The sequence below is a fragment of the Arthrobacter sp. SLBN-83 genome (genome assembly GCF_006715285.1).
In the GTDB taxonomy this organism is placed as follows: Bacteria; Actinomycetota; Actinomycetes; order Actinomycetales; family Micrococcaceae; genus Arthrobacter.
This window is the reverse complement of record NZ_VFMX01000001.1, coordinates 1,222,207-1,249,205: the sequence shown is the minus strand read 5'-3', so window position 1 is coordinate 1,249,205 and position 26,999 is coordinate 1,222,207. Positions and strand designations below refer to the sequence as shown.

Below are 26,999 nucleotides of genomic sequence, written 5' to 3'. Positions count from 1 at the left end.
CTCCTGCCAATGACTGCCCAAGAGACAGCCCTTGAGCTGCTGACCGCCGTCCACCGGTCTTTTGCCGCGCCGCTGCGGCTGCCTGCCATGAGCAACAGCGGGGACGTGCACAACCGGTGGCGGCTCACCAGCCACTACCTGGAATGTGACGGCCGGCCGGCGATCCCGGTGTCCGGCGAAATCCACTTCAGCAGGCTTCCCCGGAGCCGATGGGAGGACCGGCTTCGGCTGATGAAGGCCGGCGGTATCACCGTGGTGGCCTGCTACGTCTTCTGGATCCACCACGAGCCGGTGCAGGGGAAGCCACGCTTCGATGGCAACCTGGATGTGGCCGCCTTTGTCCGGCTGTGCGCGTCCCTGGGGCTGGACGTGGTCCTGCGCATCGGGCCGTGGGCCCACGGGGAGGTCCGCAACGGCGGCTTTCCGGACTGGGTCCAGGCGGCGGACGTCGGGCACCGTACCAACGATCCCGCGTACCTGGCGTTGGTGGAGCGCTGGTTCAACATTATTGGTGTCCAGCTGAAGGGCCTCACCGGGCCGGACAGCAACGTCATCGGTATCCAGCTGGAAAACGAGCTCTACGACCAGCCCCGCCACATCGTGGAGCTGAAGAAGCTGGCCCGGGCGGCAGGGCTCGCTGCCCCGATCTGGACAGCTACGGCGTGGGGCGGCGCCGATCTTCCCTTGGAAGAGGTGCTGCCGGTCTTCGGCGGCTACGGCGACGGCTTCTGGGTGGACGCCGACGCTCCCTGGGACCCCACCTTCCGGCAGCACTACTTCTTCAGCCACCAGTGGGACGATCCCGGGATCGGCGCCGATTTGCGCGAGCACTTTTCCAGTGCGGAGGCCTCCGCTCCACGGTCCCCATCCGATCTCTATCCACCGGCAACCTGCGAGCTGACCGGCGGCATGGCCACGGCCTACCAACGCCGGCCATGGCCCCAGGCCAAGGACGTAGCGGCGGTGGCGAACAACAAGATTGGCAGCGGATCCGGCTGGCAGGGGTACTACATGTTCGCCGGCGGGACGAACCCTGCCCCCAGCCTCCAGGAATCGCAGGCCACGGGTTACCCCAACGATCTTCCCGAATTCGACTACGACTTCCACGCTCCGATCGGTGCTTCCGGCCGGCTGGCGCCGAGCTTCGGGCTGCTGCGCCGGCAGCATGCGTTCCTGGCCGCGTTCGGGGAGCGGCTGGCAGGCATGCCGTCCACGTTTCCGGACCACGTTCCGCCCCGAGTGGAGGATTCGGAGACCCTGCGGTGGGCGCTGCGGTCGGACGGTGAGTCCGGGTTTGTCTTCATCACATGGCATCAGCCGCATATTCCACTTCAGGAATATGCAGGCGCGCAGTTCCAGTTAAAACTGAACGGGGAAACCGTGACGTTTCCTGGCACGCCTGCGGACATTCCCGCCGGCACCATCGGGGCATGGCCGGTGAACCTGGCGGTAGGGGATGCCCGGCTGCTGTGGGCCACGGCGACGCCACTGACCGTTCTTGATGCTGCAGCTTCGCCCATCCTGGTGCTTGCTGCGGAAGAGGGGATCGAATCCCAGCTGTGTTTCCAGGAGGGGACGGTGCTGGAGGGTCCCGCAACTGCGCTCGGCGGCAACGCCTATGGTATTGACACCTCTGCCCCGGTGACGCTGACCGCTGCAACGCCCACAGGCCCGGTGCAAATCCTGGTGCTGCCCGCCGCGCTGGCCGAAGAGGCATGGGTCCTGGATACCCCGCGTGGCCGCGAGCTGATGCTGTCCGCGGACCCGCTCTGGGTTGATGATCAAGGGCGGCTGGCGGGAAGATCATTGGGGATGCCCGTGGTCTGGCGGTACTCCGCGGAGGATGGACGCTTTGTTGACCTGGCTGTCGAAGCGGAAGCCCTGGAGCCCGCACGCCAGGCGGTACCGGTGGAACTTGTCCGCGCCGCGCAGCCCGTTCCTGCCTCCTTCGGCTCGCTGGCCGGACGCGCAGCAGCCCCGGATGGTGAAGTTATCAATGAACATGCGGCGGTGTACCGGCTTGAACTTCCGACGGCGGAACCTGGCACCGGGGACGGGCTGACAGAGCTGGAGCTCGCCTGGGCGGGCGACGTCGCCCGCCTTGTGGTGGACGGCCGCGTGGTGGCCGACCGCTTCTGGGACGGCTCCCCGTGGATCCTCGAAACCAGTGCCTTGGGCATCCAGCCAGGGTCCGACGTCGTCCTTCACATCCTTCCGCTGCCCAAGGCAGCCAAGGTGGGGATACCCGCACCGGCCCAGCTCCGAAGGGACGCCGTGGACGGTGACCTGCTCGCCCTGGACGGCGTCCAGCTGGTGCATTGGATTGCATGGCGGGAAGCCCGCGCCTGATGCACCCCCTCCGGCATAGGATGGACATTTCGTGACGGAGGGAGCGGATGTGGAGCGGGCGCACGGATTCGCCAACCAGCGGCTGGTGGTGGTGCCGCGCCCGCTGGTCCATGAGGCGCTCGGCCGTCCCATCACCCGGCACCTCATGGTCACGGACGCCGGCGTCTTCCCGGCCGCGCAGGACCACGGACGCTACCGTCCGTGCGGTGTCGAGGAGACCATCATCATCCTCTGCGCCGCCGGACGGGGGTGGGTGGAAACCGCCGGCGCCCGGACCGACGTAGGCAAGGGATCCGCCGTCGTCCTTCCCGGCGGAACCGGCCAGGCGCATGCGTACGGTGCCGCGACAGATGATCCATGGACGATCTGGTGGTGCCACGTTCGGGGAAGCGATGTCGCCGAGCTGGTTGCTGAGGCCGGGATACGCCCCGATCGGCCCATTATTCCGCTGCTCGCTGTGGACCGGTTGACGGCCATGTTGGATGAGATCATCACGGCGCTGGAGAAGGACCAGTCACCCGCGCGGCTGGTGGCCACGGCGGGGATGGCGTGGAAGCTGCTGGCCACCCTGGCCGTGGACCGCCGCGTGCCGGAGAAGGGGACGCCGCTGCAGCAGGCCATGAACTACCTGGAGGAACGGGCGGACGGGACCATCCGTCTGGCTGAGCTTGCCGCCCTGGTGGGGGTGTCGTCGTCGCACCTCAGCAAGCTGTTCCGCGAGGCAACCGGTGGGGGAGTGCTGGCCCACCACTCGGCCCTGAAGATGGCAAGGGCACGTCATCTGCTGGATACTACCGACCTGACCATCGCACAGGTGGGCCGGGATGTGGGCCTGCCGGACCAGTTCTACTTCTCCCGCCAGTTCAGGCGCCTGCATGGAGTCAGCCCCAGTGCTTACCGTGCGGAGCGGAAAGGGTAGGTCATCCGGCGGTCCTGCAGCTAGAGCAGGGGATGGTCCTGGTTGCCCTGGTCTCCGGCCCCGACGGTGGTGCGTTCGATGATCTCCTGCGCGATTGCGTAAACCTTACGGTTCGTATCCTGGCTCAGCTGGCTCATGAGCCCGTAGGCCTCGTCCGCGGTGATGCCGGTACGCCCCATCAGGATGCCCTTGGCCTGCTCGATGGCCGCGCGGTTTACTGCGGAGGCGGCCACGGCCTCGGTGGCGAGCTGGTGCCGGTCAGTATGGATCGAGGTGGTGAGGTCCACAACCACGCCCCAGACTCCGATGGGAGTGGTGCCGTCCATGATGTAGTCCGCTGAGTACAGCAACTTGTGCTGGCGGTCCTTGCGGTCCCGGATGGACACGTAGATGGACGACGGTCCGCCGTGCTTGGAGACGTGGTCCCAGTATGCCAGGACCCTTGGCCGGTCTTCGGGCTCGACGTGCGGCAGGACCATTTCCATGGAAGGGACCACCTCGCCCCGCTCATACCCGTACATCCGGTAGAGCCCGTCAGACCAGCGGAAGATGCCGTCCTCGAAGTAGTACTCGACAAGCCCGGTGGGGCAATCGAGGAAGTCGCTATGGGGGACCCTCCCTGGCTTGGGTCCTGGGTACTTGCTGGTGGGTGTCAATAAAGGGCCATTCTTACGTGCCGTACGCGGGCTACCCCCTGCCCGGCCTGAAAGCAATATAGCACTTGATATGCCAGTTAGCTTTCCTGTCAGCGCACCTGGTCCTCGGCAGTGATGTCGAAAGAGACCGCGCCCACCTTGCCGTCACCGAAAATGGCTGCCAGTTGCCTGCGGGTGGCAGTCAGGCCAAGGGGAAGGCGTGATGTCAGAGCCAGGTCACGTGGTGCCCATGTTGGCGATGGCCTGCCGCACGGCGGCCAGGTCCAGGTCGCCGAGGCCCTGCGCCACCAGTTCCGCATAGAGGTCGACGCCGGCCGAAGCCATGGGTGCGGCCGTCCCGGCAGTGCCGGCGCTGTCCAGCACAAACGACAGGTCCTTGTGCATGAACTTCGCCGGCCCGGTCGGCGTGTAGTCCTTCGCCGCCAGCCGGGGCCCCACGAGCTCCAGAACCCTGCTGGCCGCAAGGCCTCCGGACAGGACCTCAAAGAGGGCGTGGACGTCCAGCCCGGAACGTTCGGCGAGTTCGGCAGCTTCGGCGAGTGCCGCCGTCGTGGTTCCGACAATCAGCTGGTTGCAGGCCTTGGCCAGCGAGCCCGCGCCCAGGTCCCCGAGCCGCCGGACCGAGGTGCCCATAGCCTCCAGGACCCGGCGTGCCAGCTCGAAGTCCCCGGGGGACCCGCCGGCCATGATGGCCAGGGTTCCCCGCCGTGCGCCGTCGGTTCCGCCGCTGACCGGTGCGTCGAGCACCGACGCGTTTCCACCGCTGGCGTCCGCCACGGCGAGGCCGAACGCGCGGACCCCCGCCGGCGAGACGCTGCTCATCACGACTACCAGCGTTCCCGGGGTGGGCGGTACGTCCCGCCACGATTCAAGGAGCCCCGCCGCGGCCTCTTCGATGAATGGAAGGTCGGGGAGCATGAAGATCACGAAGGGTTCGTCACGCAGGTCTGCCACCTTGTCCACGCCGGTTCCGCCCAGCTCCTCAAGTTCCCGGACGGCGGCGGGGGAGCGGTTCCACCCCTTGACCTGCCACCCGGCCTTGAGCAGGTTGGCGGCCATCGGTGCCCCCATCAGCCCCAGCCCGACGAATCCCGCGCGATTGGGCGCGGGATTCCCCAGGGCGTCGTTGCCGTTGTTCACCTGGCGTCCTCCACGACCACCAAGTCGCGGCCGTTGGTTTCCGGGGTGAAGAACGTGGTGACGAAGGAGATGCCTGCCAGGACCAGCGAGTAGAGCGCCGGCACCAGCCAGGAATGGTTGGTGGCCGCCAGCAGTGCAACGCCGATCATCGGGGCGAAGCCTCCGGCGAGCACCGCGGAGAGCTCACGGCTAAGGGCCACGCCGGTGAAGCGGTGCTGGGAGCCGAACAGTTCCGGGAGCAGGGCGCACTGCGGGCCGAGCATGGCCTGCACGCCCAGGGCGATGCCCACCACCATGACCACCCAGACCAGGGCGACGTTGCCGAGCGTGACCAGGTAGAAGGCCGGCAGGGCGATGACGGCCTGGAAGAGCGCGCCGTAGCGGTACACGGGAACCCGGCCGAATCGGTCGGACAGGGCGCCGAAGGCAACCACCAGCACCGCTGCAAAGCCCGCGGCAATCAGCAGGCCGGTGGGGCCGATGAACTTGTCGCCGGGGAAGACGCCGGCCGGCATGCTGATGAAGGACACCAGCAGCGCCGAGTAGATCGAGGAGTTTCCGTTTTCTCCCATGCGGAGGCCGATGCCGACCAGTACGTTCTTTTTGGAGTGCTTCCAGATCTGGCCCACCGGGTTCTTGACCACGGCTTTGTGCTTCTCCAGTTCCTGGAAGACCGGGGTCTCCTTGAGGCGCAACCTGATGAAGATCGCTATGGCGATCAGGATGACGCTGGCCAGGAACGGAACGCGCCACAGCCAGCCCTGCAGGACCTGCTTGTCCGCCAGGGCCATCAGGGCGAAGGTTCCGGCGCCCAGGAGGGTGCCCAGCTGGATGCCAACGAACGGCAGGGAGGCAAAGAAACCACGACGGCGGCGCGGGGCCACCTCTGAGATGAGGGTGGTAGCGCCTGCCTGCTCGGCGCCGGCGCCCAGGCCCTGCAGGATGCGCAGCGTCACCAGGAGTACCGCGCCGAGCATGCCCGCCTGGTCGAAGGTGGGCAGGAGGCCGATGGCGCAGCTGGACAGGCCCATGAGGCCGATGGTCAGGATCAGCACCATTTTGCGGCCGAAGCGGTCGCCGATGTGGCCGAACACCACGCCCCCGAAGGGCCGGGCGGCGAATCCGACGCCGTAGGTGGCAAAGGAGGCGATGACCGCTCCGCTTTCTCCGAGCGGCGCAAAGAACAGCGGCCCGAAGATCAGGGCCGAGGCCAGGCCGTAGATGTAGAAGTCGTAGTACTCCAGGGCGGAACCCACGGAGCTGGCAAGTGTTGCCCTTCGCAGCTGGTCCGGATCGACGACGGCGCCGTCCGTAGTGGCCTGCGGTGAGTTAGTACGAGTTGTCACGAGAACTCCCTCTAATACACTCCAGGCCCCCGTTGGCCTGGTGGGATAGCGACAACACCTGTTGTGCCGGTCACTATGCTGAACACAATACAGCATCCTGAACGGGTGGCAACAGTTTTCGATTTTGGATTACGGGACGGCGGGGGCCAGTGCGGTCCTTAGCCCATCGGGTTGCCCAAGGAATGGGCAAGCTCCTGCAGTTCCTTGACCATCTGGGAGCCCTGCTCGGGGGTGTAGGTCGCCTTGAGGGCGGTCACGGACAGGCCCAGGCTGGGGCCGTGGGCGCCGCGGGTGGGAACGGAGACGGCAAGGCACACCACGCCGGTGGTGGATTCCTCATCCTCGAAGGCAAAGCCCTGCTCGCGGATGTCCTTCAGCTGCGCCTTCAGTTCCCTGCCCGTGCGCAGGGATTTGGGGGTGAGCACCGGCAGCTCGGCGTCGTCCGGGAACATCTCCTCCAGGTCATGGTCGCGCAGCCGCGCGATCAAGGCCTTGCCCACGGCGCAAAGGGACACGGGCATCTTGTCGCCGATATTGGACGTAAGCCGCACCGCGGGGTGGCCCTCATACCGGGCAAGGTAAATGACGTTGGTGCCATCCAGCATGGCGATCCGCACCGTCTCCCGGGACAGGACGGAGGCCTGCTCGCAGTACCGGTAAAACTCCTGCACCTCATCCATCCGGCCAAGGTAGGCGGCGCCCAGCTCCACCAGCTTGCGGCCCAGGGTGAACTCCGCGCCCTGCCGGCTGATCAGCCGGGCCTCTTCCAGCGCCAGCAGGAGGTTGGAGGTGGAGGATTTTGGTATCCCCACTTCGCGGGAAAGGTCGCTCAGCGTGAGCCGGCCGGTAGCTGAGGCAGCGAGGGCGTCGAGTACCGCTGCTGCCCGGGTGACTGCCGGCGCCGGAGAGGTCGCTCCCGGCTTTTCAGATGAAGCGGGGGCATGGGAATCGGCCATGATTCTCCTTAGGTCGCCGGGGCAGACTGTGCTGATCGTTCAGTCAACTGAACGCAATCCATCATAAGTGTGCTCGGGCGGCCTCGGTGCCTGCTGTCAGCCCACTGCGCTGCTGAGGGTGCCGATGCCCTCCACCACGATGTCCACCCGGTCTCCGGGTTCGATGGGAACGACAGTGGCGGGGGCACCGGTCATCACCACGTCGCCGGCTTCGAGGGTCAACCACGACGTGACGTAGATGAGGCAGTCCACCACGGTTGAGGGCAGGTTGAACGTCCCGGAGGTGGCCTTGGCCGTCCCGTTGACGTAGACGTCGATGGCCACCTGCTCAGGATCGGCGAGTCCGGTTTCGATCCAGGGGCCCAGGGGCGTGTAATTGACCCCGGACTTGCCCTGGAAGTTCCGCTCATCCACCAGATTTTGGTCCACGTTGGTGACGTCGTTGACGCAGGTATAGCCGAAGACATGCTCCAGCGCGTTCTCCGCGGTCAGGTTTGCTGCCGTCCTGCCGATGACGACGGCGAGCTCACCCTCCGCGTTGACCGTCCCCTGATCCCGGACCGCGCCGATGGCATCGCCGGGTCCGGCCACGGTATGAACCGACTTGTGCCACGCCTGGATGGGCAGGGGGTGGTCATTCAGCGTCCGGTTGTGGCCGATGCCGAGCACTACCTTGGGTTCCACCGGGGCCAGGAATGCGGCTTCGCTGTCCGCGGTGGTGCCGCCGGTGTACTGAAAGGGCTCCTCGAAGGGGTTGACGATGTGGTGCCATCTGCCGTCCCGTTCCACTGCGTGCCGGGCACCTTCTGCGGTCTTGATTCTGGCGATGCGCATCGGCTCTCCGCCTCGTTTTAGTAGAAATGCACCGTGTCCACGAGGTGGGGGAGATCCCCGCCGTCGAGGAAGGTACGGAGGTTGCTGCAGAACCGTTCGGTGATGAGCCGGTTCTCGGCGGCGCTGAGGGCTGAGGTGTGGGGCGAGACCATGACCTTGGGATGGTTCCACAGGGGGCTGTCCTGTGGCAGCGGTTCGACGGCGAAGACGTCCAGGCAGGCGTATCCCACCTGGCCGTTGTCCAGTGCCTCCAGCAGGGCGTCCTCGTCCACCACGGTTCCGCGGCCCACGTTGACGAAGGTGGTTCCCGGCTTCATGGCGGCAAACACCCCGCGGTTGAACAGCTTTTCCGTGTAGGCGGTGCCGGGCAGGGTATTGACGACGGCGTCTGCCGTGGCCAGGAGGGAGGGGAGGCCTTCGTTGTCCACAACCTGGTCGATACCGTCAATGGGCTCCACGGTCCGCTTGGTGCCGCTGACGTTCATACCGAGAGCCCTGGCGATCCGGGCGGTTTCCAGGCCTATTTCGCCAAGTCCGGTGATAACCAGGTTCGATCCGTTGACCAGCCGGGTGGGGACCCGGAGTTCAGGCCAGACCTTGGCGTGCTGATCCTGTGCCAACTCCGCGCTGCGCTTGAACCCGTTCAGGATCCCCATCGCGGCGAACTCGGCGAGGGGCAGGGCGTGCACACCCGCCGAGGTGGTGATCTTGAACTTCTGCAGAATGTCCTGGCCGAGTCCGGATGCCTTGACTGCTCCACCCGCGCCGGCCGCCATGGCGTGGACCCACTGCAGCCGTGGGTTTTCCCGGGCGATGCGGGCCAGGCCTGCAGGGCTCTCGTTGGGGAAGCCGTAAAGCACTTCGGCGCTGTTGAGTATGGTCCAGTAGCGTTCCTCTTGCTCCTCGCTACGTTTGAAGGCTGTGTTACCTGCGTGATCTGCCGGGTAGCGTTCCGGGGGCAGGAGGTCCGGCTCGTAAAGGACGGTGATGGAGGGGTCAACGGCTCGGATCCGGTCCACGAGCTCTGCTTCGAGCGGGACGGCGATGGCCACGGTCTTCCGGGAAGTCATGCGTTCACTATACTGGGCTGCGTCCTATATGGTGAACAATATTTCCTTGCGTTCCGCCGCTGATGAACTGACCAGGAACCCCTGAATTGGGTCAGCGGTCCAGGCCGGGACTCGAGTTGTTCCCATGTGCGGTAGCGGCAAGGAGTTTTGCGGCAAGGACTGCCGACAGCGCCGCGAAGGGAAGTTCGACCAGGACCGCTTCCAGCACCGCGGTCAGAAGTGGCGGACCCTGCTGGGCTGTGGTGACGTCGAAGAGGGCGTCGATGCACAGGCTGGTGGAAAAGGCCGTGGCAGTAAGGACCGCCAGGGTGCTGTTCCTGAAGAGGAACACCGCGGTCAGCAGCGCGGCGAGGGCTTCAAAGGCGTCCAGGGCCAGCCAGGCCATGTTCCAGTTGTAGGCGACGGTTACGGAAGGCATCGTCCCGCCCAGGTACAGGATCCAGGCAACGTAGAAGAGGGTGGACGCGGCGCCGCAGCCGATCGCCAGGCGCCGCCATCCCAGCCCGCGGACCCGCACCAAAAGGCGCCGACGGACGCGAAGGATTAAGACCAGCGCCAGAAGGACCACGCCGAGCTTCAGACCGATGAAGTGGGGTCCGCTCAACCGCCCACCTGCAACCGCCAAGGACGCGAGAGCTTGTGGTCCCCCCATGTCCAACACCTCCCTGTCTTCCGCTAATGCTTGAAGTCCGGGCTATGGCCCGCTGCCTGGGGCTATTCGTAGCGGAGCGAATCGATGGGGTTTTGTCGGGCCGCGCGCCAGGCGGGGAGCGTGCCGGCGATAAAGGCGATGACCATGACCAGGAGGATGACGCCGGCGACGGGTGCGGGGGCGAAGCTGAGGATCTGCAGTCCGGCGAGGTCGCTCAGGGGCCCCCGGGCAAGGGCGCCGCTGATGGCGGTGCCCAGGCCGATGGCGGCGGCGGATCCGATGAGGCTGCCGAGCAGGCCGATGAATGCCGCCTCGGTACTGAAAAGCGCGAATACAGAGCCGCTGCCCATGCCCATGGCCTTCATCAGGCCGATTTCCCGGGTCCGTTCCTGTACCGACATCAACAGCGTGTTCACGATGCCGAATCCGGCCGCGACGAGGGCGATGATTGCGAAGGCGTCCAGGACACCGATGATGCCGTTGATGACGGTCTTAACGGTGCCAATCCGGTCCTCAAGCGTCTGGGCCGAGTAGCCGGCGGCGCTGAGCCGGGATTTCATGTCGTTGATCTCTTTTTTGGACGTCGGTGAGAAGCTGGCCGTCGCCGCGGTCCACGTGTTCTTCGTCGCGGCAGGCGCTCCCGTGCTTTGCGCGTCCGCGAGGGCGGCGGTGAGGGCCTTGTTGGCGAAAGCGCCGCCGGAGCCGAGGAGGGCGTTGTCTTCCACGCCATTAATCCTTGCCGTGACGGTGTGCATGGTTCCAGTGGCATCCGGGATCCCGATGGTGACATCCTGGCCCACGGCCTGGTCACTGCCCGTAAAACCCAGCGGTGCGATGTAGCTGGTGGGGAGGATTATCTGGGGCTGGCTGCCGGCATCGTCCAGCGCTTCGCCGGAGGCCAGTTGCGGCTGTGCCCCTGCCAGCGGACTGACTGAGAGCTGGTATTTGTCCCGGCTGTCCCACTGAATGTAGGCGGGGCTGAGCCGGCTGACCGGGAAAACAGCAGTGATCCCGGGAATGGCGGCCACGGCGTCGAGATCGGATTGGTTCAGGGCAACCTGTGTTGAACCTGGTCGGCCGCCTGCGGCCAGGACCCTGGTGTTGGGGTCGTATTTCTGCGGGCCGGAACCCGGGCTGGTGCTGACGTCAGTCTTGGTGACAGTGAAGGCGTTGCTGGGCCCGACGGCGGCGATCTGGCTGTCGATGTAGTTGGAAATACCGGTGCCCAGACCGTTGGTGATGGTGAGGGTAAACGCTCCGACGAAGATCGCCAGGATGGTCAAGGTGGTGCGGAGCTTGCTGCGGAAGCTGTTGGCGATGGCGGTTTTCAGCGTTTCAAGCGGTTTCATGCCGCGTGCTCCTCGTCAGTGGTGATGAGCTGCCCGTCCCGGATGTAGAGGCGGCGGTTGAACCGTGCGGCCAGGTCATGGTCGTGCGTCACCGTGATGAGGGTGATGCCGTGGTTTTGGTTGAGGTCGAACAGGATGTCTTCGACGATGGCGCCCGTGGCGGTGTCGAGATTTCCGGTAGGTTCGTCAGCGAAGAGAACCTGCGGGTTGTTCGCCAAGGCGCGCGCGATGACCACGCGCTGCTTCTGGCCGCCGGACAGGTTCCCGGCCTTGTTGCGGGCCTTGTCGGCCAGTTCGAGCTGTTCGAGGACTTCCATGCCCCGGGCGCGGCGCTCCCGCGCCCCCGCCCCGGCGATCTTCAGTGGCAGGACCACATTGTCCAGCACGCTGGTGGCGTGGTTGAGGAAAAACTGCTGGAAGACGAAGCCGAACATCTGGTTCCGCAACGTGTTCAGCTTCCGGCCGCTCAACGTCCTGGCGTTCGTTCCGTCAACGTGGACTTCTCCTCCACCCGGGCTGTCCAGGAGTGCCAGCAGGTGCATCAGCGTGGACTTACCGGATCCGCTCTTGCCGACGATTGCGACGGAGTCTCCACGGTCGATATCCAGGGACACGCCTTTCAGGGCGTCGAAACGGTCAGGGCCGCGTCCATAGGTCTTGGTCAAATCGCGGGTGGACAAAATCGGCACAGACATGGGTTTCCTTCTTTAGCCCGGCACCATGCCTGCCATCCGGCCGGTCAGTAGCACGCTAAACATGCGGTAGGTGAACCGCAAAACAGAGGGTAGGGGACGAACCTTGACGAAACCTGACCAGGATCTGATGCAGGAACAGCCTGCCAACTCACCAGCGGGACTGCTCATTCAGCGGGATGTCCGCCTAGTGCTGCCCAGGCTTGGAATCCGCCGATGAGGTCGGTGGCGCGGGCCAGCCCCAGCCGCTGCAGAGTGTGTGCGGCGAGGCTGGAGCTGTAGCCCTCATTGCAGACCACCACGATCCGCCGATCGGGGTCATCCGCAATCTCGAGCCGGTGGGGGCTGGAAGGATCGAGCCGCCACTCGAGAACGTTGCGGTCAATGACCACAGCTCCCGGCAACTCACCGTCGCGCTCCCGCTGGTCGGCCGGCCGCGTGTCCACAACAAGGGCACCTGCCGCCCTCTCCCGCTCAAGATCCGAGGCGTGCACACGCTCGAGCCCGGCGCGGCTCTCCGCCAGCAGCTGGTCGATGGCAGGGGTCCCGGAAATATCGTGCTGTTTCAGGGGTTTCCTCCTAGTGGAATCCTGGCCGGCTCAGCCCGGCAAGGTTAAGTACATCCTTCAACATAGCCAGCGCTGCACCCTTCGGGCTGGAGCGGCCGCCCTGCACCGTGATGTCCCCGGCCTCGGGGCAGCTGAAGACCATCGCCTTTTCGGGACCGTTGATGGAGAACAGCGGGTCGCCGGGCGCCACGGCTTCCAACTGCACAGTGACCACCATGGGCCGGCTGAGGGAGGCGCTTGCAACGGCGCGGAGGCGCCGTCCTTGTTGGGCGGCAGCCAATGCGCTGGCGGACGTAGAGGCTTCGATCGGCTCCGTCTCAACCGCAATCGCGGACACGTCCCAGTTCCAGAGGAGTCCAGCGATCAAGCGCACCTTGGTGGCCGCATCCTTCCCGGATAAATCCGCGGAAGGGTCTGCTTCGGCAATGCCCCGCCGCTGCGCCTCCAACACGGCATCCTCCAGCCCGATACCAGCCGACAGCTCGTCCAGGATGAAGGTGGACGTGCCGTTGGGGCAGGCCCGCACAGCGCTACACCCCATGCCCCTCAGGGCCACGCGAGCCATGTCGGCCGTGGGAAGCGCCGCGCCCGTGGCCCCGGAAATGCGGATGCGGCTGCCGCCTACCTCCGCCGCACGTTCAAGCTCGCGCCAGTGGCTGAGGATGTGGCTCTTCGTTGCCGTCACCACATCCACGCCGCCCCTCAGGGCAGCAAGCGCCTCATGCAGGGCCCGCGCGTGAGCGCCAGGAGTGGAGGGCAGTGCCTGGACCAGAACGGCGGCATTGGTCCGGGCCAGCGTCTCCTCGATGGGCCGGACCGGCGCCCATGAAGCACGCTCAGGTACCGCGGACCCGGGCGCAACAAAAACCTCTGCCGAATGACCCCGGACCGCAGCAACCTGTAGCAAGGGATCCTGCTCAAAGACGGAATCAACAAAGGCCTGCCCCACAGGGCCGAACCCGGACAGGACCAGCGGCACGCCCAAAGACATTTACTTGTTCGTCATCCGGTACCGCTCGATCTGCCTCAGCCGCCGCAGGAGGCTGTCGCGCCGGGGGTGCGGGACGACGTCGGGCGCTTCTGCGGTGAGGTCCACATGGCTGGTGCCGTACTGCCACAGCAGGAGGTCGTCCAGGAGGCGGTCGGGGCCAGGGGAGTAGCGGTGGTCCAGGGCCTTGCGGACCTCGGTGATGCGGTTGGCGTTCAGCAGCCCGGCCAGCTGCATGGTCTGGTTGAGCCCGTGCGCGGCGAGCAGTTCGGCGGCCCAGCCCCAGTCGTCATCCACCTTTCGGTCCACGTGGGGGAGAAGGGTGCGCCAGACGTCCCGGATCCGGTTGGGAGTGAGTGGGGCGGCTCCTTCGCCGTCCATGTCCCAGTAGCTGCGGACTTCCTCATAGCGTTCGTGCAGGTCCGCGAAGGCCGTTTCCACCGTTTCCAGCATGGCGGCAGTAGCCGTGAACTGGCGGTCGAAGTGCGGTGTCCAGGCACGCGGGTCCTCGGCCTTGAACCGGATGTCGTGCTCGATCTCGCTCCAAGCATGGGCAAAGATAGTGCGGATCTGGCACTCGAAAAAGTAGCTGCCGTTGGGTTGTACGTCCGGGTTGAAAACCTGCTGGTACTCCTTGACGGCCTCATTCTGGATGCTCCGCAGGATCAGGTGCCGGCTGGAGTAGCCATAGGTGCCGGACTCGATGGAGCCAATGTCCTTCTCGCGGTCCCCGCGGCAATCGAACACCTGCCGCTGCCGCTTGATGATGTTGGCCACCACGGCATTCTCCGCCGGCAGTTTGGTGATGACGCGGATGCCCACCATGTCATTCAGGGTGCGGAACGGGTCCGGGAACTTCAGCAGCCGCCGCCCGCCCGGTTCCAGCGGTTCCTCGGTCCGGGAAATCTTTTCCTTGAAGGACTCCACCGTCTTGGTGCGTCCGGTGACGAACAGCGGCGTGACTTCGCTGTCCTTCAGCATGCCCCGCAGGGTCAACAGGACATCGCGGGTGACAAGCTTCAGGGCAGGCCGGACGCGCTCGTAGATCTCCACGTTGTGCTGCACGGACTCGCGCAGCGGGGCGTCCAGGCTTTCCCAGTTACTCGGCATAACCCCAGCTTAAGGCCGGGGTCGGACACGGAGCCTTTGGGACTCCCTACGTTTCGGCGGGCGACGTGGACCCGCGCACCACCAGGGAGCTCTCCAGCGTCAGTTCCTCCTGCTCCAGCGCCTGGCCCTCCATCAGCCGGCGCAGCTGCTCCCCGGCTTTAAGGCCCAGCAGCGCCGCCGGCAGGTGAACGCTGGTCAGGCCCGGGCTGCTGGTGGCGGAGTACGGCAGGTCGTCGAATCCGGCTACTGCCAGCTCCCCAGGGATCCGCACCCCGGCCACACGTGCTTCCTGCAAGACGCCATAGGCGTGCGTATCAGTGGCGCAGACGACGGCGGTCACCCCCTCACGCTGCCAGTCCGGCCATGCTGCGGCGAAGGCGGCCGCGGCCTCACCGACGTCGATGGTGGTGGCGGGCATGTGGTCCGCATCCACCGACATGCCCCGCGCTGCGGCCTCGGCCAGGAACGCCTCCCGGCGGATGGTGAAGGTTTCGGTTCCGGTGACGCTGTCCAGGTAGGCAACGCGCCGGTGACCCGCGTCGGCGAGGTGGGCGGCCAGCTCCCTTGCGCCCTGGGCGACGTCGAGATTGACGGCCGGCGCGACGGATTCCAGGCCGGGCGCGTCCAGCAGGACCAGCGGGCCGGCCACCGAGAGGTCGGCCAGGAAGCCGGCGTTCGGTGCGTCCACCAAGAGCCCGGCGGGACGAAGGGACATGAGCTTTCGGACGTCGTCGGCCTTGGGAAACTCGCCCGAATCCGTGACGGAGAGCAGGAGCTGGTAACTGGGTCCCAGGGATTCGCGTACCCCGCCGATCACCTTGGCGAAGAACGGGTTGGAGATGTCCGGGGCCACCAGGATCACGATGGAGCTGACGCCTTTGGCCAGTGAGCTGCCGATCCCGTCCACCACGTAGCCCAGCTCGGCGATGGCGTCCCGCACCCGGGAAATGTTGTCCTCGGAAACGCGGCCCGCCGTCTTGCCGTTGGCCACCAGGGATACCGTGGCCACGGACACCCCGGCCCGTGCGGCGACCATCGCCGCCGTCACCCGCCGCGGCCGCGACCGCTGCTGCACCTGTTCCCCGGAATCCATACTCCGATCCTAGCCGCCGCGTGGCGCCACCAGTAAGGGCAAGGCATCAAGCGTTTGACGTGGGACAATGCAGTCCGCACGTTAAGCGTTTGACGTAGACCACAAAACCCTGCCATGATCGCTCCCGGAAGACAGAAAACCCCTGCCGCGAGGCAGGCCCCAATGACGTGGAGAACATCGTGGAACCAAACCCGCAAGCGAACCAGCAAGAGCCCAGGAAGATCATCCTGGACTGCGACCCCGGCCACGATGACGCCGTCGCCCTCCTGCTCGCGCACGGCAACCCGAACATCGAACTGCTGGCCGTCACCACGGTGGTGGGCAACCAGACCCTCGAAAAAGTCACCCGCAACGCCCTGGCCGTCGGGACCATCGCCGGCATCACCGGCGTCCCCTTCGCCGCCGGCTGCCCCCGCCCCCTGGTCCGCAGCATCGAAACCGCGCCGGACATCCACGGCGATTCCGGCATGGACGGCCCCGCCCTGCCCCAGTCCACCATCGAGCTGGACCCGCGGCACGCCGTCGACCTCATCATCGACACCGTCATGGCGCACGAGCCCGGCACCGTTACGCTCGTCCCCACCGCCGGCCTGACCAACATCGCCATGGCCGCCCGCAAGGAACCGCGCATCGTGGAACGCGTCAAGGAAGTTGTCCTCATGGGCGGCGGCTACCACGTGGGCAACTGGAGCGCCGTGGCCGAGTTCAACATCATCATCGACCCCGAGGCCGCGCACATCGTCTTCAACGGGAAGTGGCCCGTGGTCATGGTGGGCCTGGACCTCACCCACCAGGCCCTGGCCACCCCGGACGTCGTTGAAAAGATCGCAGCGATCGGCACCGGGCCCGCAAAGTTCGTCACCGAGCTGATGGACTTCTTCGCCCACACCTACAAGGACGCCCAGGGCTTCGACTTCCCGCCCGTCCACGATCCCTGCGCCGTGGCCTACGTGATCGACCCCAGCATCGTCAGCACCCGCAAGGTCCCCGTCAACATCGAACTGACGGGCACGCTCACCCTGGGCATGACCGTCGCGGACTTCCGCGCTCCCGCACCGGCCGACTGCCACACCAGCGTGGCCGTGGACCTTGACCACGCACGGTTCTGGGACCTCGTCACCGACGCGCTGGTCCGCATCGGTGAGCCGGGAGCCGGAGACGCAAACAGCACGGGCAACGCGGACGACGGCGGCAGGCACCAAGGTGCAGACCGCGCCCAAGGCGGCGCGGCCGACGTCGTACGCCCGGAAGGTGCCCACCTCACCGCCGGAGGGGTCAAGTAAATGACGACCGCAACCCTGACTGAAACCAAGACCGGCCGCGGCAACGTTGCCGCCCTCATGACCGCCCTGCTTGCCGCCTGCGTGGCGTTCCAGCTCAATGCCTCCATGCTCAGCCCCGCCCTGGTGACCATGGGCCAGGAACTCAAGGCGGACCAGGCCCTGATCGGCCTCTCGCAGACCTGGTTCTTCACCGCCGCCGCGCTGTTCTCCCTGTTCCTGCCCCGCTTGAGCGACATCGTGGGCCGTAAGAAGGTGCTGGTGGGCATGATGGTGCTCATGGCCGTGGGCTCCGTGATCGCCGCCGTCGCCCCCGACATCACGTGGCTCTTCGTGGGCCGCATCATCCAGGGCGTCAGCGGACCCACCGTCCCGCTCTGCCTCATCATGCTGCGCTCCGCCGTCAGCAACCCGCGCAAGTACGGCACTCTGATGGGCCTTATTACTGCAGTCAACGGCGGCGTGGCCGGCGTGGACTCCTTCGTGGGCGGCTACTTCGCCGAGCACTACGGCTTCCGCAGCATCTTCTGGCTCATGGTGGTCCTCGCCGCCGCGGCGACAGCCCTCATCATGTTCCTGGCCGCCGAAAGCAAGCCTGCCGCTGGAACCCGCATGGACTGGCTTGGCGTCTTCTTCATCGTGGTGGCCGTCGGCGCCCTGCTGACCGCCCTCAATGAAGCCGCCAAGCTGGTGGGCGGATTTAACCCAGGCGTGCTGGTCCTGAGCCTGGCACTGGTGCTCGTGGCCGCGGTCGCGTTCTTCGCCTTCTGGCGCACCGAACAGCGCGCCGCCCAGCCCATGGTGGAGACCGTGCACCTGCGGCAGCGCGCCACCTGGGCGCCGCTGCTCACCACCACGCTGACCATGACCGGCATCTTCGCCGTCATCAACGGCATTGTCCCCGCCTACGTGCAGGCCGCCTCGCCGGGGTTCGGTGTCGGTCCTACCGAGATGTCGCTGATCATCCTGACCCCGTACGCCCTGCTCGGCTGGGTGGTGGGACCCCTTAGCGGCAAGCTCGCACCGGTCCTCGGCTACACCAAGGTGCTGCGGATCGGCCTGCTGGGCAGCATTGCCGCGCTCGCCGTCATCGCTTTCCTTGGCCTGCACAGCCTGCCGATGATGATCGCCGGCACGGTCTTGCTGGGCATCATGTACGCCGGTACGGTCAACATCATGCTCAACGGACTCGGCGTCGTCCTCTCGCCCGCCGGCAACCCCGGTTTCCTGCCCGGCATGAACGCCGGCGCCTTCAACCTGGGCGCTGGCCTGAGCTTCCTGATCCTGCCCGCCGTGCTGGTGGCGACGTCGGCACTCGGCGATGCGACGGCGTCGTACCTGACCGTGGTGGTGGTGGGCCTGGCGCTCACCGTGGCCGCGTTCGCCGCGTCCCTGCTGATCCCCAAGCCGGTTGAAGCAGAGGTGGCCGCGTGAGTGCGGAGGCTTCCGGCGACGGCCGGATCGTCGTCGTCGGCTCCCTCAACGCCGACCTCACCATCTACTGTGAGCGCCTGCCGAAGCCCGGTGAGACAGTGCACGGCAACGGCTTCGTGGTGAACCCCGGCGGCAAGAGCGCCAACCAGGCCGTTGCCGCGGCGCGCTTGGGCGGGCACGTCAGCTTGGTGGGTGCCGTGGGGGAGGACGCCAACGGCGCCATGCTTGAGGCGTCCGTGGCGGGGGCCGGCGTGGATGTGGGGCACGTGCGGACGTCGGCCGAGCCCACCGGTGTTGCCGTGATTGCCGTGGATGCCCGCGGCGAGAACAACATCATTATCTCGGCCGGTGCCAACGGCACGCTGTCGCCGAAAGACGTGGCGGATGCCGCGGACGTCCTGGAAGGGGCCGCCGTGGTGAGCCTCTGCCTGGAAGTCAGCATGGACACCGTGCTGGCGGCCGCGCAGGCAGGGCACGACGCCGGCGCGCAGGTCCTGCTGAACCTCTCGCCTCACGCGGAGATCCCGTCGGCCCTGGCCGGGTTGGCGGACATCCTGCTGGTCAATGCGCACGAGGCCGCACTGTTCCTGGGGTCTTCGGTTCCCGGTGCCGGCGCTGCTGCCTCTGAGTGGGACGCGGTGCGGGAACGGTTCGCCGGCCACGGGGTCCAGCAGGTCCTGGTGACGCTTGGTGCGAACGGTTCGGTGGTGCTGGACTCGCTGGCTTCTGCCGGCTCCCGGGTGGCTTTTGTCCAACCCACCACTGTGCACGCCGTGGACACTACCGGAGCCGGTGATGCCTTCACTGGAGCGGTTGCCGTCCGGCTGGCAGCGGGCGATGCCCTCGCGGATGCCGCTGCGTTCGCCTCCGTTGCCGCGGCTCTGGCGACAACCCGCAAAGGCACGCAGGCGGCCTATCCGGAAGCGGCCGACGTCGAACGCCGCCTCCGTACCTCCTAGTTCCCCATCCTCTGCTCCCCACCGGCACCCTTTTCGCGCGTCAAAACGGCAATTACGGAGCAATCGATTCCGGCAGGGTGACACCGGTGTGCTCCGCGAGCTGCGCGAGCAGGGCGTCCTGGAACCGGGGATCCTGGGTGGCGGGGTGCGGGGTCTGCCGGCGCTGGTGGTACCAGTAGCCATCGCTGGACTGCGCCGCCGGGTCGTCGCTGGTGGCCAGCCATTCCTGCGTGCGGTGGCCCAGTTCCAGGCTGTCCGGGGCCGAACGCCCGCCCATCCGCGTGGGCACCCAGCCAGGGTCCACCGCGTTACTGGCGACGTTCGGCACCAGCCGGGCCACCGCTGCCGACAGCGCAGTGACCTGAAGCTTCGTGGTGGAGTAGGAGGCCGTCGTCGTACGCCCGGCCCAGTCCAGGCCCTCCAGGCCGGTGTCGCCGCCGCGGTGCATGCCGCTGCTCAGGTAAATGAGCCGGTGGGGGCCGGGAATGAGGGTGGTCAGCAGGTAAGGTGCCACGACGTTCACTGGCAGCAGCGCGGCGCCGTTCAGGACACCGGCGTTGTGGATGACGGCGTCGATGCCGCCGATCCCGTTGACCTGGTCCGCGATTTCCCGGACCTCCTGCAGGACGGCGAGGTCCCCGACGACGCACTGCGCCCCGCGGTCCAGCAGGTGCTGGACCGCAGAGAGCCGCTGGGATGATCGGGCGTGCACGATCACCTCGTGGCCGGTCTCGAGCAGCGAGGCTGCGGCGGCCCGGCCCAGACCGTCCGTGGATCCGGTGATGAAGACGCGTGCCATGCGGGGACCTCCCTGGTTGGTCGTTATGTCCGTCTTATCGTCCGCCAGCGCCGGATGCCATGCGGACAGCCTCTTGCGAAAACACCTGGTCCACAGCGGCCGGGGCGAAGATCTTCCTCATGACAAGGGTAGCGAGCCCCGAACAGGCAGCCTGGTCTTCCGGATGCCCGGTTTCCACCGCCAGCCCTTCGCCGATCCGTTCCACCACATCGGCGAGGACCCGCTCTCCCACCTGCTCTGCGAAAAAGCCCAGGGAGCCCAGGTCACCTCCCAGGACCAGCCGGTCGGGGTTGAGCGTTGTGACCGTCGCGGCCAGGGCGCTGCCCAGCACTTCGGCTGCCGACCCAACGGCGCGGAGCACGGCCGGGTCGCCGGCAGCGGCGGCGGCACGGATGTCCGCCATGTTTGTGTAACCCTGGCCGCTGAGCTGCTCGCTCAGTGCCCTGCCGGAACTGTAGGCTGCGAGGCAGCCGCGGCGGCCGCACCGGCACAGCGGTCCGTCCGGGGTCATGCGGATATGCCCGATGTCGCCCGCCGCGCCGTGGGCGCCCCGCAGGATAGAGCCTTCAACCACGATGCCGCAGCCAATGCCGGTGCCCACTTTCACGTAGACCACGGTCTCGGCATCACTCCTGCGCTCACCCAGGCCGGCCGCCCTGGCATCGTTCTCGACGACGAGGGGCAGGTTCCAGGATGCGTTGACTGCTTTCACCACGGAGTCTTCTGCCCAGCCGGGGAGGGTTGTGGGGTGCCGGACGTGCCCTGTGTCAGCCTCCACGGGAGCCGGAAGGCTGACGCCGATGCCGAGCAACGTCTCATTCTTCCCCTGGGCCAGCAGTGCCTGCCCTTCCCGGATCAACGGATTCAGCACGGACTCGGCAGGATCACTGACGTCAAGGGGTTTCGTAAGGGAGCGCAACTGCCGGCCTGCGGTATCGGCAATGCTTACTGTTCCGTGGGTCTGGCCGAGGGTGAGTGCCAGGACCACCCTGCCCCTGTCTTCGAAGCGGATTTTCCGTGACGGACGCCCGCCGGTGGAACCCAGGGGCTCGGCCTCGTAGATGTAGCCATGCCGGGTGAGCGTGTCCAGGCGTTCATACAACGTGGCCCGGGACATGCCGGTAGTGGACAGGAGCTGCTGCCGGGACAGTCCATCCGCGGCGCGGATGAGTTCCAGCAAGTGCCCGTGCGACGTCGCCCCAACAAGTCCCGCCGGCACTCTTTCAACCGTCACTCCGGCCCCCTTTCCCGGTTCCCCAGCCTACTTGCCCTCGTTGTTCCCCTGATACGATCCCACCCATTCCAGCGCGGCAGCCGCGGTCCATGCCTGGGCGAGGCTTCCGAGGGGTTCTCCAGTGAACGGCTCGTAGTACTCGCCGAACTGCAGGTCGGAAAGCTGGTCAAGGGACGCTGCCCTCAGCATCCCGAAGAGCGCGGCCTCGCCATCGCGGGCGGAGCACCAGCCAAGGAGCAGGTTGAGGAAGGGCCATACGGGTCCGCGCCAGTACGTCCGCGGCCGGAAGGCATCACTGGCAGGGGAGGTGGAGGGCGGCAGCGGGAAGCGCAGGCCCGGGAAGCCCATCCACCGCGGTCCGCGCAGGAGTTCACGCTGGGCAGCCAGGAGCGTAGGGTCCCCGCCCGCCACGAGGGGGGCGAAGCCCGAAACCGTCTCGGTGCCGATCCACTCCCGGGCCAGCACGTCGTAGTCCCGCGCCAGCCCGGTTTCCGGATCCACTGTCGAGGCAACGCCCGCGCGGAACCGGCCCGCGATGCCGCGCAGTTCGCCCGCCTCGTTTTCCCGGCCGAGCTCATCGGCAAGGCCGGCAAGGACGTCGCTGGACGCAGCCAGGATTGCGGAAAAGAAGACGTCGCGAACACGGAAGTCCACGACATCCTGCACGGCAGCGTCATTAAACCCGACCTCCGCCATTTGCTGCACCAGCCACAGGTACTTGGTGTATTCGGTGTCGTCGGGCCGTTCACTGGCGTCCGCAACGTGCAGGACGTCCCTGCGGGTGAAGGGCGGAACGGTTCCCGGCACGATCCGCGAGTACGGGCCGTCCCAGCGGGGTGAGTTGTCGAAACCCGATTCCCAGCCGTGATGGATTTCAACAAGCCCTACGCCGTCGGGATCGCGGACAGTCGCCAGCCACCGGTGCCAGGCCAGCCACCCGTCAAAGGACTCGGCCAGGAACGCCTCGGCCACCTCCTGGTCTGCACCGCCGTTTTCCCGTCCGCGGTCAACAATGTGGCGCAGCGCGATGGCGTGGACGGGAGGCTGGCAGATGCCGCTGCTTTTGATGCCTTCCGGCCGGGCCGCCGCGTCTTCGGTTCCCCAGCGGTCGAACCCCGGGAAGTATCCGGTGTCGTTGTCGCTGAACACGATGTGCGGAATCATGCCTGTGGACCACTGCGCTTTAAGGAGGCTGCGCAGTTCCGTGACGGCCCGGGGAACGCTGGTGCGTGCGAGCCCGATGGCCACGAAAGCCGCGTCCCAGCTCCACATATGGGGATACAGGTTCGGGGCGGCGCTGGTCATGGTGCCCAAGTCGTTGACCTTGAGGACCTCGACAGCTGCTGAGCGCAGTTCTTCCATGGACAGGGATTGGGTCGGGTTCATGAGGCCTCCAGTGCCATTGACGTTTCGCGGTCGTAGACGCGCATGGTTTGGGGGGCAAAGCCCAGCCAGACAGTCCGGTGGGGTGCCGTCTTGAAGGTTGGCGGGGCCTGCACCTTGAGGGTGTGCCCGTCCACCTCAACGGTGAGCAGGGTGGTTGAGCCCATCGGTTCCACCACCAGGACCGTGGCCGCCACATCGCCCGAAGAGCGGGTGCTGTTGACCGTCACGTTCTCGGCGCGGACCCCGAGGAGGACATCCTTGCCTGCGAAGGAACGCAGGATGGAGGGGGCCATGAGCTGCTGTTCCCCCAGGACAAGCGTGCCGCCGTCGTGGCTGACTGCTGCGTCCAAAAAGTTCATCGGCGGGGAGCCGATGAAGCCGCCCACGAACCGGTCGGCGGGGGCATCGTAGACGTCCAGCGGGTCGCCCAGCTGCGCGATCCGGCCCTTCCGCATTACGGCCACCTGGTCGCCCAAGGAAAGCGCCTCGCTTTGGTCGTGCGTGACGTAGACAGTGGTGGTGCCAAGGTCCTGGACTATCTTCTTCAGCTCGGACCGGAAGGTCAGGCGCAACAGGGCATCAAGGTTGGAGAGCGGTTCATCCATCAGCAGGACGTCGGCGTCCATGACGATGGCCCTGGCCACGGCGACCCTCTGCCGCTGGCCGCCGGAGAGGTTCGCGGGGAGACGGTCGAGGTAGGGGCCCAGCTGGAGGAGATCGGCCGCCCACTGCACTTTGCGTTCGATTTCATCGGCCGGCACTTTGGCCATCTTCAGCCCGAATCCGATGTTGTAGCGAACCTTCCGGTGGGGGAAGACGGCGTAGGACTGGAACACCATTGACAGGTTCCGCTTGTTCGGCGGCAGGTACGTGACGTCGCGGCCGCCGATGGAAATGGAGCCGGAGTCCGGCAGTTCAAGTCCCGCGATCATCCGCAGCAGGGTGGTCTTTCCGCAGCCGGAAGGTCCGAGGAGGACGGTGAATTCACCGTCGCGTACGGACAGGGACACATCATCTGTTGCGCGTTCGGATCCGCCCGGATAGGTCTTGACGAGGTTGGAGATCTGGATGTCAGCCACGATGGGCTCCTTCGAAAGAGAGTTGGCAGGCCTGCGGGCCTAGCGGATGGTTGAGCCCCACATGTTGGTGAGGTACCGGCGCATCAGGGCGATGAAGATGATCGAGGGAATGACCAGGGCAAAACCGCCGGCGAACCTGTAGGCCAGTGGGGAGTCTGACAGCGAGCTGAGGACCTGCGCGGGCAGGGTGCGGTGGTCGAGGGTCAGAATCGACGCGCCCAGCACCTCATTCCAGGACATGACGAATGTGAAGATCGACGCGGCGGCGAGGCCCGGCAGTGCCATGGGCAGCACCACCCTCCCGAACGCCCCGAGCGGTGAGCAGCCAAACAGGCGGGCAGCTTCCTCAACATCGACGGGGACGCTGAGGAACACGCTGGCCGAGATCAGGATGGTGGTGGGCAGTGCCAACGCCGTGTGGAGCAGGATCACGGCGTAGGTCGTGTCGTAGATATCCACTGTGAGGAAGAGCCTGGCCAGGGGGACGGACAGCACCACGATTGGCAGGGCGCGGGTGAACAGCAGGAACAGTTGGTAGGGATCCTTGCCTGGGAATGCGAACCTGGCCAGCGCATATCCTGCGGGAACGCCGATCAGCGCCGAGAGCAGGAGTGTGCCGACGCCAACAATCAGCGAGTTGCCCAGGGCCCCGAAGATTCCGGTGGAGCCGAGGAACGCGTTGAGCGTGTCCACGGAAAGATTGGTGGGAAGGAGCGACAACGGGAAAGCGTTGAGCGATTCCCGGGTGGAAAGCGCCGCAAGCGAGATCAGGTAGATGGGGATCAGCATGAAAAGTGAGACGGCGATGCACGCTGCCTGCAGCAGGATCCGGTTTCGCTTTCTCCTGGCGACGGGGGTGGTGTCCACCGTGGTGCTCATCGGAGTCCTCCCTGGTTCTTGTCGCGGAGAGCCCGCAGGTAGAAGATCGACGTCAGCATCGACACAACGAGGATGACGAGTGCCAGTGCTGCAGCGACGTTGGGGTTCTGCAGCCCCGTGTACCAGCGATAGGTTTCACCCACCACCAGGGGAAAGTTCTGGCCTGTGAGCGCCTGGGCCACCGCGAAGGTCTGGAAGGCAAGAATGGTCCGCAGGATCAGCGCCACCTGGAGGCTCGGCTTCAACAGCGGCAATGTGACGTGCCGCAGGCGCTGCCAGAACGTGGCGCCGAAGACCTGGGCGGCCTCGTCGTAGTCCTTGGGGATGCCCTGCAGGCCCGCCACCACGATGATCAGCACCAGGGAGGTTGCGCGCCACAGTTCGGCGATGAGGACGCAGATGAACATGCTGGTCTGGTTGTCGTAGGCCAACCACGAGGTGCCCTGGAGGCCGAACCAGGAAAGGACGGAGTTCAGGTACCCGCGGTCATTGAAGATTGCGAGCCAGACCAGGCCCGCGGCCAGGTCGCTGAGCGCCAGCGGTATGGCCCATACGAAGAAGTGGACTTTGTGGAGCCGGGGATTGCTCCGCAGCATCAAAGCCATGGCAATGGCGAGGGCGAATTGCAGCGGAATCATCACCACGATCAGCAGCAGTGTGTTGCGTACCGCCGGCCAGAAGTATGGATCCTGCACCATGCGGTTGACGAACTCGAGGGTGAAACCCTGGTCATTCCTGAAGGCCTGCAGGATGCCCTGGATGACGGGCCATCCCAGCAGAAGCGCCATGAATATCACCGAAGGGGCAATCAGCAGCACGGCCGGCGGTATCCGGCGCCTACGTGGCGGCGCCGCTGTCGCGGCGGGGGTGGGGGGTGCCTCTACAGCCATCACGCTACCTCGCATTTGGTGGAAATCGGATCGGGCGCCCAGCAGGGAACATTCAAGCCCTTCAGGATGGTGTTCAACTGCGTTGCCTGAGTGTCCAGGACCTGCTGGGTGGGCCGGGTTTCCAGGCAGATCTGCTGGAAGCAGTTCTTGAAAATCTGTGACACTTCCCCTTCTTTGGCGCCGAGGCCTACTGGAGGAAGGGCCAGGAGGGCGCCGGCGGACCGCTGCTGCCGGCGGACTGCAGCAGCTTCGAGCGCAATGGCGCCGGTTAAGTCCGAGGGAAGCTCCGTTTGGACCACCGGGAAGAACGCATTGCTGCGCAGGGTTTCGATCTGGGACGCAGGCTCGGTGAGGGCACGGATGGCCTTTTCCGCAAGGTCACGGTCCTTGCCGTTCTTCGGCAGGGCCATCCCGGCAATAATCAGCATGTAGCCGCGTCCCTTGGGGCCGCGGGGTGCGGGGACCATGAGCCAGTCGTCAGGCTTGTCGGCGGGGGCATTGACCAGGCGGGCCACATGGTCCCAGGCCACCAGCACCTCGCCCCGCGCCAGGGGCTCCTGCATGTAGTCATAGTTAGTGGAAGCCGGCGCCATGGCGGACCACAGTTCCTGCATGTAGTCCCAGGCGGCTACGGCATCCTGGTTCCTGAACGTGGTGATCTGCCCGCCGGTGAAGCTGGGCAGCAGGAAACCCTGGTAGAAGCGGTGGTGCAGGCCCTTCGGTCCCGCCGGCATCCCGAAGACGGGCCGGCCCGCTCCCTGTTTGGCGGCTTTGGCCCACGCGAGGTAGCCCTCGTATGTGAGGTCGTTGACGTCCACGCCTGGGGGCAACCATTCCAGGGCCTTTTTGTTTACCGCCACAACGTAGGTGGCCTGCATCCAGGGGACATAGCGCGAGGTGGAACCGCCCACCTTGGTTAGTTCGAGCATTTCCTTGGTAAATCCGCGCCCGGACAGGTCCCGGAGGAGACCGTCGACGTCCTCGAGGGAGTCGGCCAGCGGGGCGAGCTCACCGTGGAGTCCGCCAAGGAGCGAAGTTTTTACGTTCCCGGCGCTCGCCTGGGCGGTCACCGTGGAGGCGAAGACGCCGGGGTCCACCGAGTTGTACGCGGTGGGGACCTTGGCGAATTTCTTGAGTACTGCCTCATACCGTTGCTTTTCCTCCACGGGGGTGAACTGGGTGGAGAGGAAGCCCACGGTTCCTTGGCCGGCTGATGCACCACTGGTGTCAAATCCCGCGCAGGATGCGAGGAAGGGGGCTGACATGGCCGTTCCTAGTCCGGCCAAAAGGAGGTTTCTGCGGGAAACGGCCCCTTGTCGGGGCTGGAATTTCGGGT

Annotated in this window: 25 protein-coding genes; 5 read left to right on the top strand and 20 right to left on the bottom strand. The window is 66.2% G+C overall.

The window, feature by feature from the left end:
• The first annotated feature begins 9 nt into the window (after positions 1-9).
• Both FBY30_RS05720 and FBY30_RS05715 read left to right on the top strand, forming a co-directional pair.
• Positions 10-2,349, top strand: coding sequence for a beta-galactosidase (locus tag FBY30_RS05720; protein ID WP_142131830.1), 2,340 nt, complete (start codon positions 10-12; stop codon positions 2,347-2,349).
• 31 nt (positions 2,350-2,380) lie between these two features.
• A complete protein-coding gene (locus tag FBY30_RS05715; RefSeq protein ID WP_235009350.1) occupies positions 2,381-3,268 on the top strand; it encodes a helix-turn-helix transcriptional regulator in 888 nt (295 codons plus the stop codon).
• Between the two features lie 20 nt (positions 3,269-3,288).
• Here the strand turns inward: FBY30_RS05715 and FBY30_RS05710 are convergent, their stop codons facing one another.
• The 13 genes from FBY30_RS05710 to FBY30_RS05650 form a co-directional block, all read right to left on the bottom strand.
• Positions 3,289-3,924: an ANTAR domain-containing protein gene (locus FBY30_RS05710; protein ID WP_142131828.1), complete on the bottom strand. Its 636-nt coding sequence runs from the start codon at positions 3,922-3,924 to the stop codon at positions 3,289-3,291.
• Positions 3,925-4,140: 216 nt separating this feature from the next.
• Complete coding sequence (locus tag FBY30_RS05705; RefSeq protein WP_268815685.1) at positions 4,141-5,064, bottom strand: NAD(P)-dependent oxidoreductase; 924 nt, start codon at positions 5,062-5,064, stop codon at positions 4,141-4,143.
• On the bottom strand, positions 5,061-6,410 hold the full coding sequence (locus tag FBY30_RS05700; protein WP_142131826.1) for an MFS transporter: 1,350 nt from the start codon (positions 6,408-6,410) through the stop codon (positions 5,061-5,063). Before FBY30_RS05700 ends, FBY30_RS05705 begins: the two co-directional genes overlap by 4 nt.
• A 158-nt stretch (positions 6,411-6,568) precedes the next feature.
• Entirely contained in the window at positions 6,569-7,366 is a 798-nt protein-coding gene (locus FBY30_RS05695) for an IclR family transcriptional regulator (protein WP_142131823.1), read from the bottom strand.
• 96 nt (positions 7,367-7,462) lie between these two features.
• Positions 7,463-8,200 (bottom strand): fumarylacetoacetate hydrolase family protein, encoded by a 738-nt coding sequence (locus tag FBY30_RS05690; RefSeq protein ID WP_142131821.1) that lies wholly within the window; start codon positions 8,198-8,200, stop codon positions 7,463-7,465.
• Positions 8,201-8,217: 17 nt separating this feature from the next.
• A complete protein-coding gene (locus FBY30_RS05685) occupies positions 8,218-9,270 on the bottom strand; it encodes a D-2-hydroxyacid dehydrogenase (RefSeq protein WP_142131819.1) in 1,053 nt (350 codons plus the stop codon).
• Positions 9,271-9,361: 91 nt separating this feature from the next.
• Positions 9,362-9,874, bottom strand: coding sequence for a hypothetical protein (locus FBY30_RS05680; RefSeq protein WP_142131817.1), 513 nt, complete (start codon positions 9,872-9,874; stop codon positions 9,362-9,364).
• Positions 9,875-9,984: 110 nt separating this feature from the next.
• Entirely contained in the window at positions 9,985-11,271 is a 1,287-nt protein-coding gene (locus FBY30_RS05675; RefSeq protein ID WP_142131815.1) for an ABC transporter permease, read from the bottom strand.
• The gene (locus tag FBY30_RS05670) at positions 11,268-11,966 is read right to left on the bottom strand and encodes an ABC transporter ATP-binding protein (RefSeq protein ID WP_142131813.1); all 699 of its coding nucleotides are present in this window, start codon (positions 11,964-11,966) and stop codon (positions 11,268-11,270) included. Before FBY30_RS05670 ends, FBY30_RS05675 begins: the two co-directional genes overlap by 4 nt.
• A gap of 164 nt (positions 11,967-12,130) precedes the next feature.
• The gene (locus FBY30_RS05665) at positions 12,131-12,457 is read right to left on the bottom strand and encodes a rhodanese-like domain-containing protein (RefSeq protein ID WP_327437002.1); all 327 of its coding nucleotides are present in this window, start codon (positions 12,455-12,457) and stop codon (positions 12,131-12,133) included.
• Positions 12,458-12,542: 85 nt separating this feature from the next.
• Entirely contained in the window at positions 12,543-13,523 is a 981-nt protein-coding gene (locus FBY30_RS05660) for a homoserine dehydrogenase (protein ID WP_142131810.1), read from the bottom strand.
• Positions 13,524-14,630, bottom strand: a complete 1,107-nt coding sequence (locus FBY30_RS05655) for a GTP pyrophosphokinase (RefSeq protein WP_142131809.1) — start codon at positions 14,628-14,630, stop codon at positions 13,524-13,526.
• 46 nt (positions 14,631-14,676) lie between these two features.
• Positions 14,677-15,666: a LacI family DNA-binding transcriptional regulator gene (locus tag FBY30_RS05650; RefSeq protein ID WP_442858296.1), complete on the bottom strand. Its 990-nt coding sequence runs from the start codon at positions 15,664-15,666 to the stop codon at positions 14,677-14,679.
• 236 nt (positions 15,667-15,902) lie between these two features.
• Between FBY30_RS05650 and uriH the strand changes: the two genes are divergently transcribed.
• The 3 genes from uriH to FBY30_RS05635 are packed head-to-tail and all read left to right on the top strand — an operon-like array spanning position 15,903 to position 19,396.
• Positions 15,903-17,006: a uridine-preferring nucleoside hydrolase UriH gene (gene uriH, locus FBY30_RS05645; protein ID WP_235009349.1), complete on the top strand. Its 1,104-nt coding sequence runs from the start codon at positions 15,903-15,905 to the stop codon at positions 17,004-17,006.
• Positions 17,007-18,437, top strand: a complete 1,431-nt coding sequence (uriT, locus tag FBY30_RS05640) for a uridine transporter UriT (protein ID WP_142131805.1) — start codon at positions 17,007-17,009, stop codon at positions 18,435-18,437.
• Positions 18,434-19,396, top strand: coding sequence for a ribokinase (locus tag FBY30_RS05635; RefSeq protein WP_142131803.1), 963 nt, complete (start codon positions 18,434-18,436; stop codon positions 19,394-19,396). The genes uriT and FBY30_RS05635 overlap by 4 nt, the downstream gene beginning before the upstream one ends.
• A gap of 52 nt (positions 19,397-19,448) precedes the next feature.
• Here FBY30_RS05635 and FBY30_RS05630 read toward each other — a convergent pair whose 3' ends face one another.
• The 7 genes from FBY30_RS05630 to FBY30_RS05600 form a co-directional block, all read right to left on the bottom strand.
• On the bottom strand, positions 19,449-20,195 hold the full coding sequence (locus FBY30_RS05630) for an SDR family NAD(P)-dependent oxidoreductase (protein ID WP_142131801.1): 747 nt from the start codon (positions 20,193-20,195) through the stop codon (positions 19,449-19,451).
• A 34-nt stretch (positions 20,196-20,229) separates the two neighbouring features.
• The gene (locus FBY30_RS05625; RefSeq protein WP_142131799.1) at positions 20,230-21,429 is read right to left on the bottom strand and encodes an ROK family transcriptional regulator; all 1,200 of its coding nucleotides are present in this window, start codon (positions 21,427-21,429) and stop codon (positions 20,230-20,232) included.
• A gap of 27 nt (positions 21,430-21,456) precedes the next feature.
• Positions 21,457-22,815 carry a glucosylglycerate hydrolase gene (ggh, locus tag FBY30_RS05620; RefSeq protein ID WP_142131797.1) on the bottom strand — a complete coding sequence of 453 codons (1,359 nt, stop codon included), beginning with the start codon at positions 22,813-22,815 and terminating at the stop codon, positions 21,457-21,459.
• Entirely contained in the window at positions 22,812-23,894 is a 1,083-nt protein-coding gene (locus FBY30_RS05615) for an ABC transporter ATP-binding protein (RefSeq protein ID WP_142131795.1), read from the bottom strand. The genes ggh and FBY30_RS05615 overlap by 4 nt, the downstream gene beginning before the upstream one ends.
• Positions 23,895-23,933: 39 nt before the next feature.
• Positions 23,934-24,773: a carbohydrate ABC transporter permease gene (locus tag FBY30_RS05610; protein WP_142131793.1), complete on the bottom strand. Its 840-nt coding sequence runs from the start codon at positions 24,771-24,773 to the stop codon at positions 23,934-23,936.
• Positions 24,770-25,561: a carbohydrate ABC transporter permease gene (locus tag FBY30_RS05605; RefSeq protein WP_235009348.1), complete on the bottom strand. Its 792-nt coding sequence runs from the start codon at positions 25,559-25,561 to the stop codon at positions 24,770-24,772. The genes FBY30_RS05610 and FBY30_RS05605 overlap by 4 nt, the downstream gene beginning before the upstream one ends.
• Before the next feature lie 101 nt (positions 25,562-25,662).
• Positions 25,663-26,928 carry an ABC transporter substrate-binding protein gene (locus FBY30_RS05600; RefSeq protein WP_235009347.1) on the bottom strand — a complete coding sequence of 422 codons (1,266 nt, stop codon included), beginning with the start codon at positions 26,926-26,928 and terminating at the stop codon, positions 25,663-25,665.
• Positions 26,929-26,999 lie beyond the last annotated feature (71 nt).

Bases quoted from the DNA above. Each gene is read 5' to 3' on its own strand.
- FBY30_RS05720 (WP_142131830.1), top strand. From the start codon at position 10: ATGACTGCCCAAGAGACAGCCCTTGAGCTGCTGACCGCCGTCCACCGG.
- FBY30_RS05695 (WP_142131823.1), bottom strand. From the start codon at position 7,366: ATGGCCGATTCCCATGCCCCCGCTTCATCTGAAAAGCCGGGAGCGACC.
- FBY30_RS05690 (WP_142131821.1), bottom strand. From the start codon at position 8,200: ATGCGCATCGCCAGAATCAAGACCGCAGAAGGTGCCCGGCACGCAGTG.
- FBY30_RS05685 (WP_142131819.1), bottom strand. From the start codon at position 9,270: ATGACTTCCCGGAAGACCGTGGCCATCGCCGTCCCGCTCGAAGCAGAG.
- FBY30_RS05675 (WP_142131815.1), bottom strand. From the start codon at position 11,271: ATGAAACCGCTTGAAACGCTGAAAACCGCCATCGCCAACAGCTTCCGC.
- FBY30_RS05670 (WP_142131813.1), bottom strand. From the start codon at position 11,966: ATGTCTGTGCCGATTTTGTCCACCCGCGATTTGACCAAGACCTATGGA.
- FBY30_RS05660 (WP_142131810.1), bottom strand. From the start codon at position 13,523: ATGTCTTTGGGCGTGCCGCTGGTCCTGTCCGGGTTCGGCCCTGTGGGG.
- FBY30_RS05655 (WP_142131809.1), bottom strand. From the start codon at position 14,630: ATGCCGAGTAACTGGGAAAGCCTGGACGCCCCGCTGCGCGAGTCCGTG.
- FBY30_RS05650 (WP_442858296.1), bottom strand. From the start codon at position 15,666: ATGGTCGCCGCACGGGCCGGGGTGTCCGTGGCCACGGTATCCCTGGTG.
- uriT (WP_142131805.1), top strand. From the start codon at position 17,007: ATGACGACCGCAACCCTGACTGAAACCAAGACCGGCCGCGGCAACGTT.
- FBY30_RS05630 (WP_142131801.1), bottom strand. From the start codon at position 20,195: ATGGCACGCGTCTTCATCACCGGATCCACGGACGGTCTGGGCCGGGCC.
- ggh (WP_142131797.1), bottom strand. From the start codon at position 22,815: ATGAACCCGACCCAATCCCTGTCCATGGAAGAACTGCGCTCAGCAGCT.
- FBY30_RS05610 (WP_142131793.1), bottom strand. From the start codon at position 24,773: ATGAGCACCACGGTGGACACCACCCCCGTCGCCAGGAGAAAGCGAAAC.
- FBY30_RS05605 (WP_235009348.1), bottom strand. From the start codon at position 25,561: ATGGCGCTTCTGCTGGGATGGCCCGTCATCCAGGGCATCCTGCAGGCC.
- FBY30_RS05600 (WP_235009347.1), bottom strand. From the start codon at position 26,928: ATGTCAGCCCCCTTCCTCGCATCCTGCGCGGGATTTGACACCAGTGGT.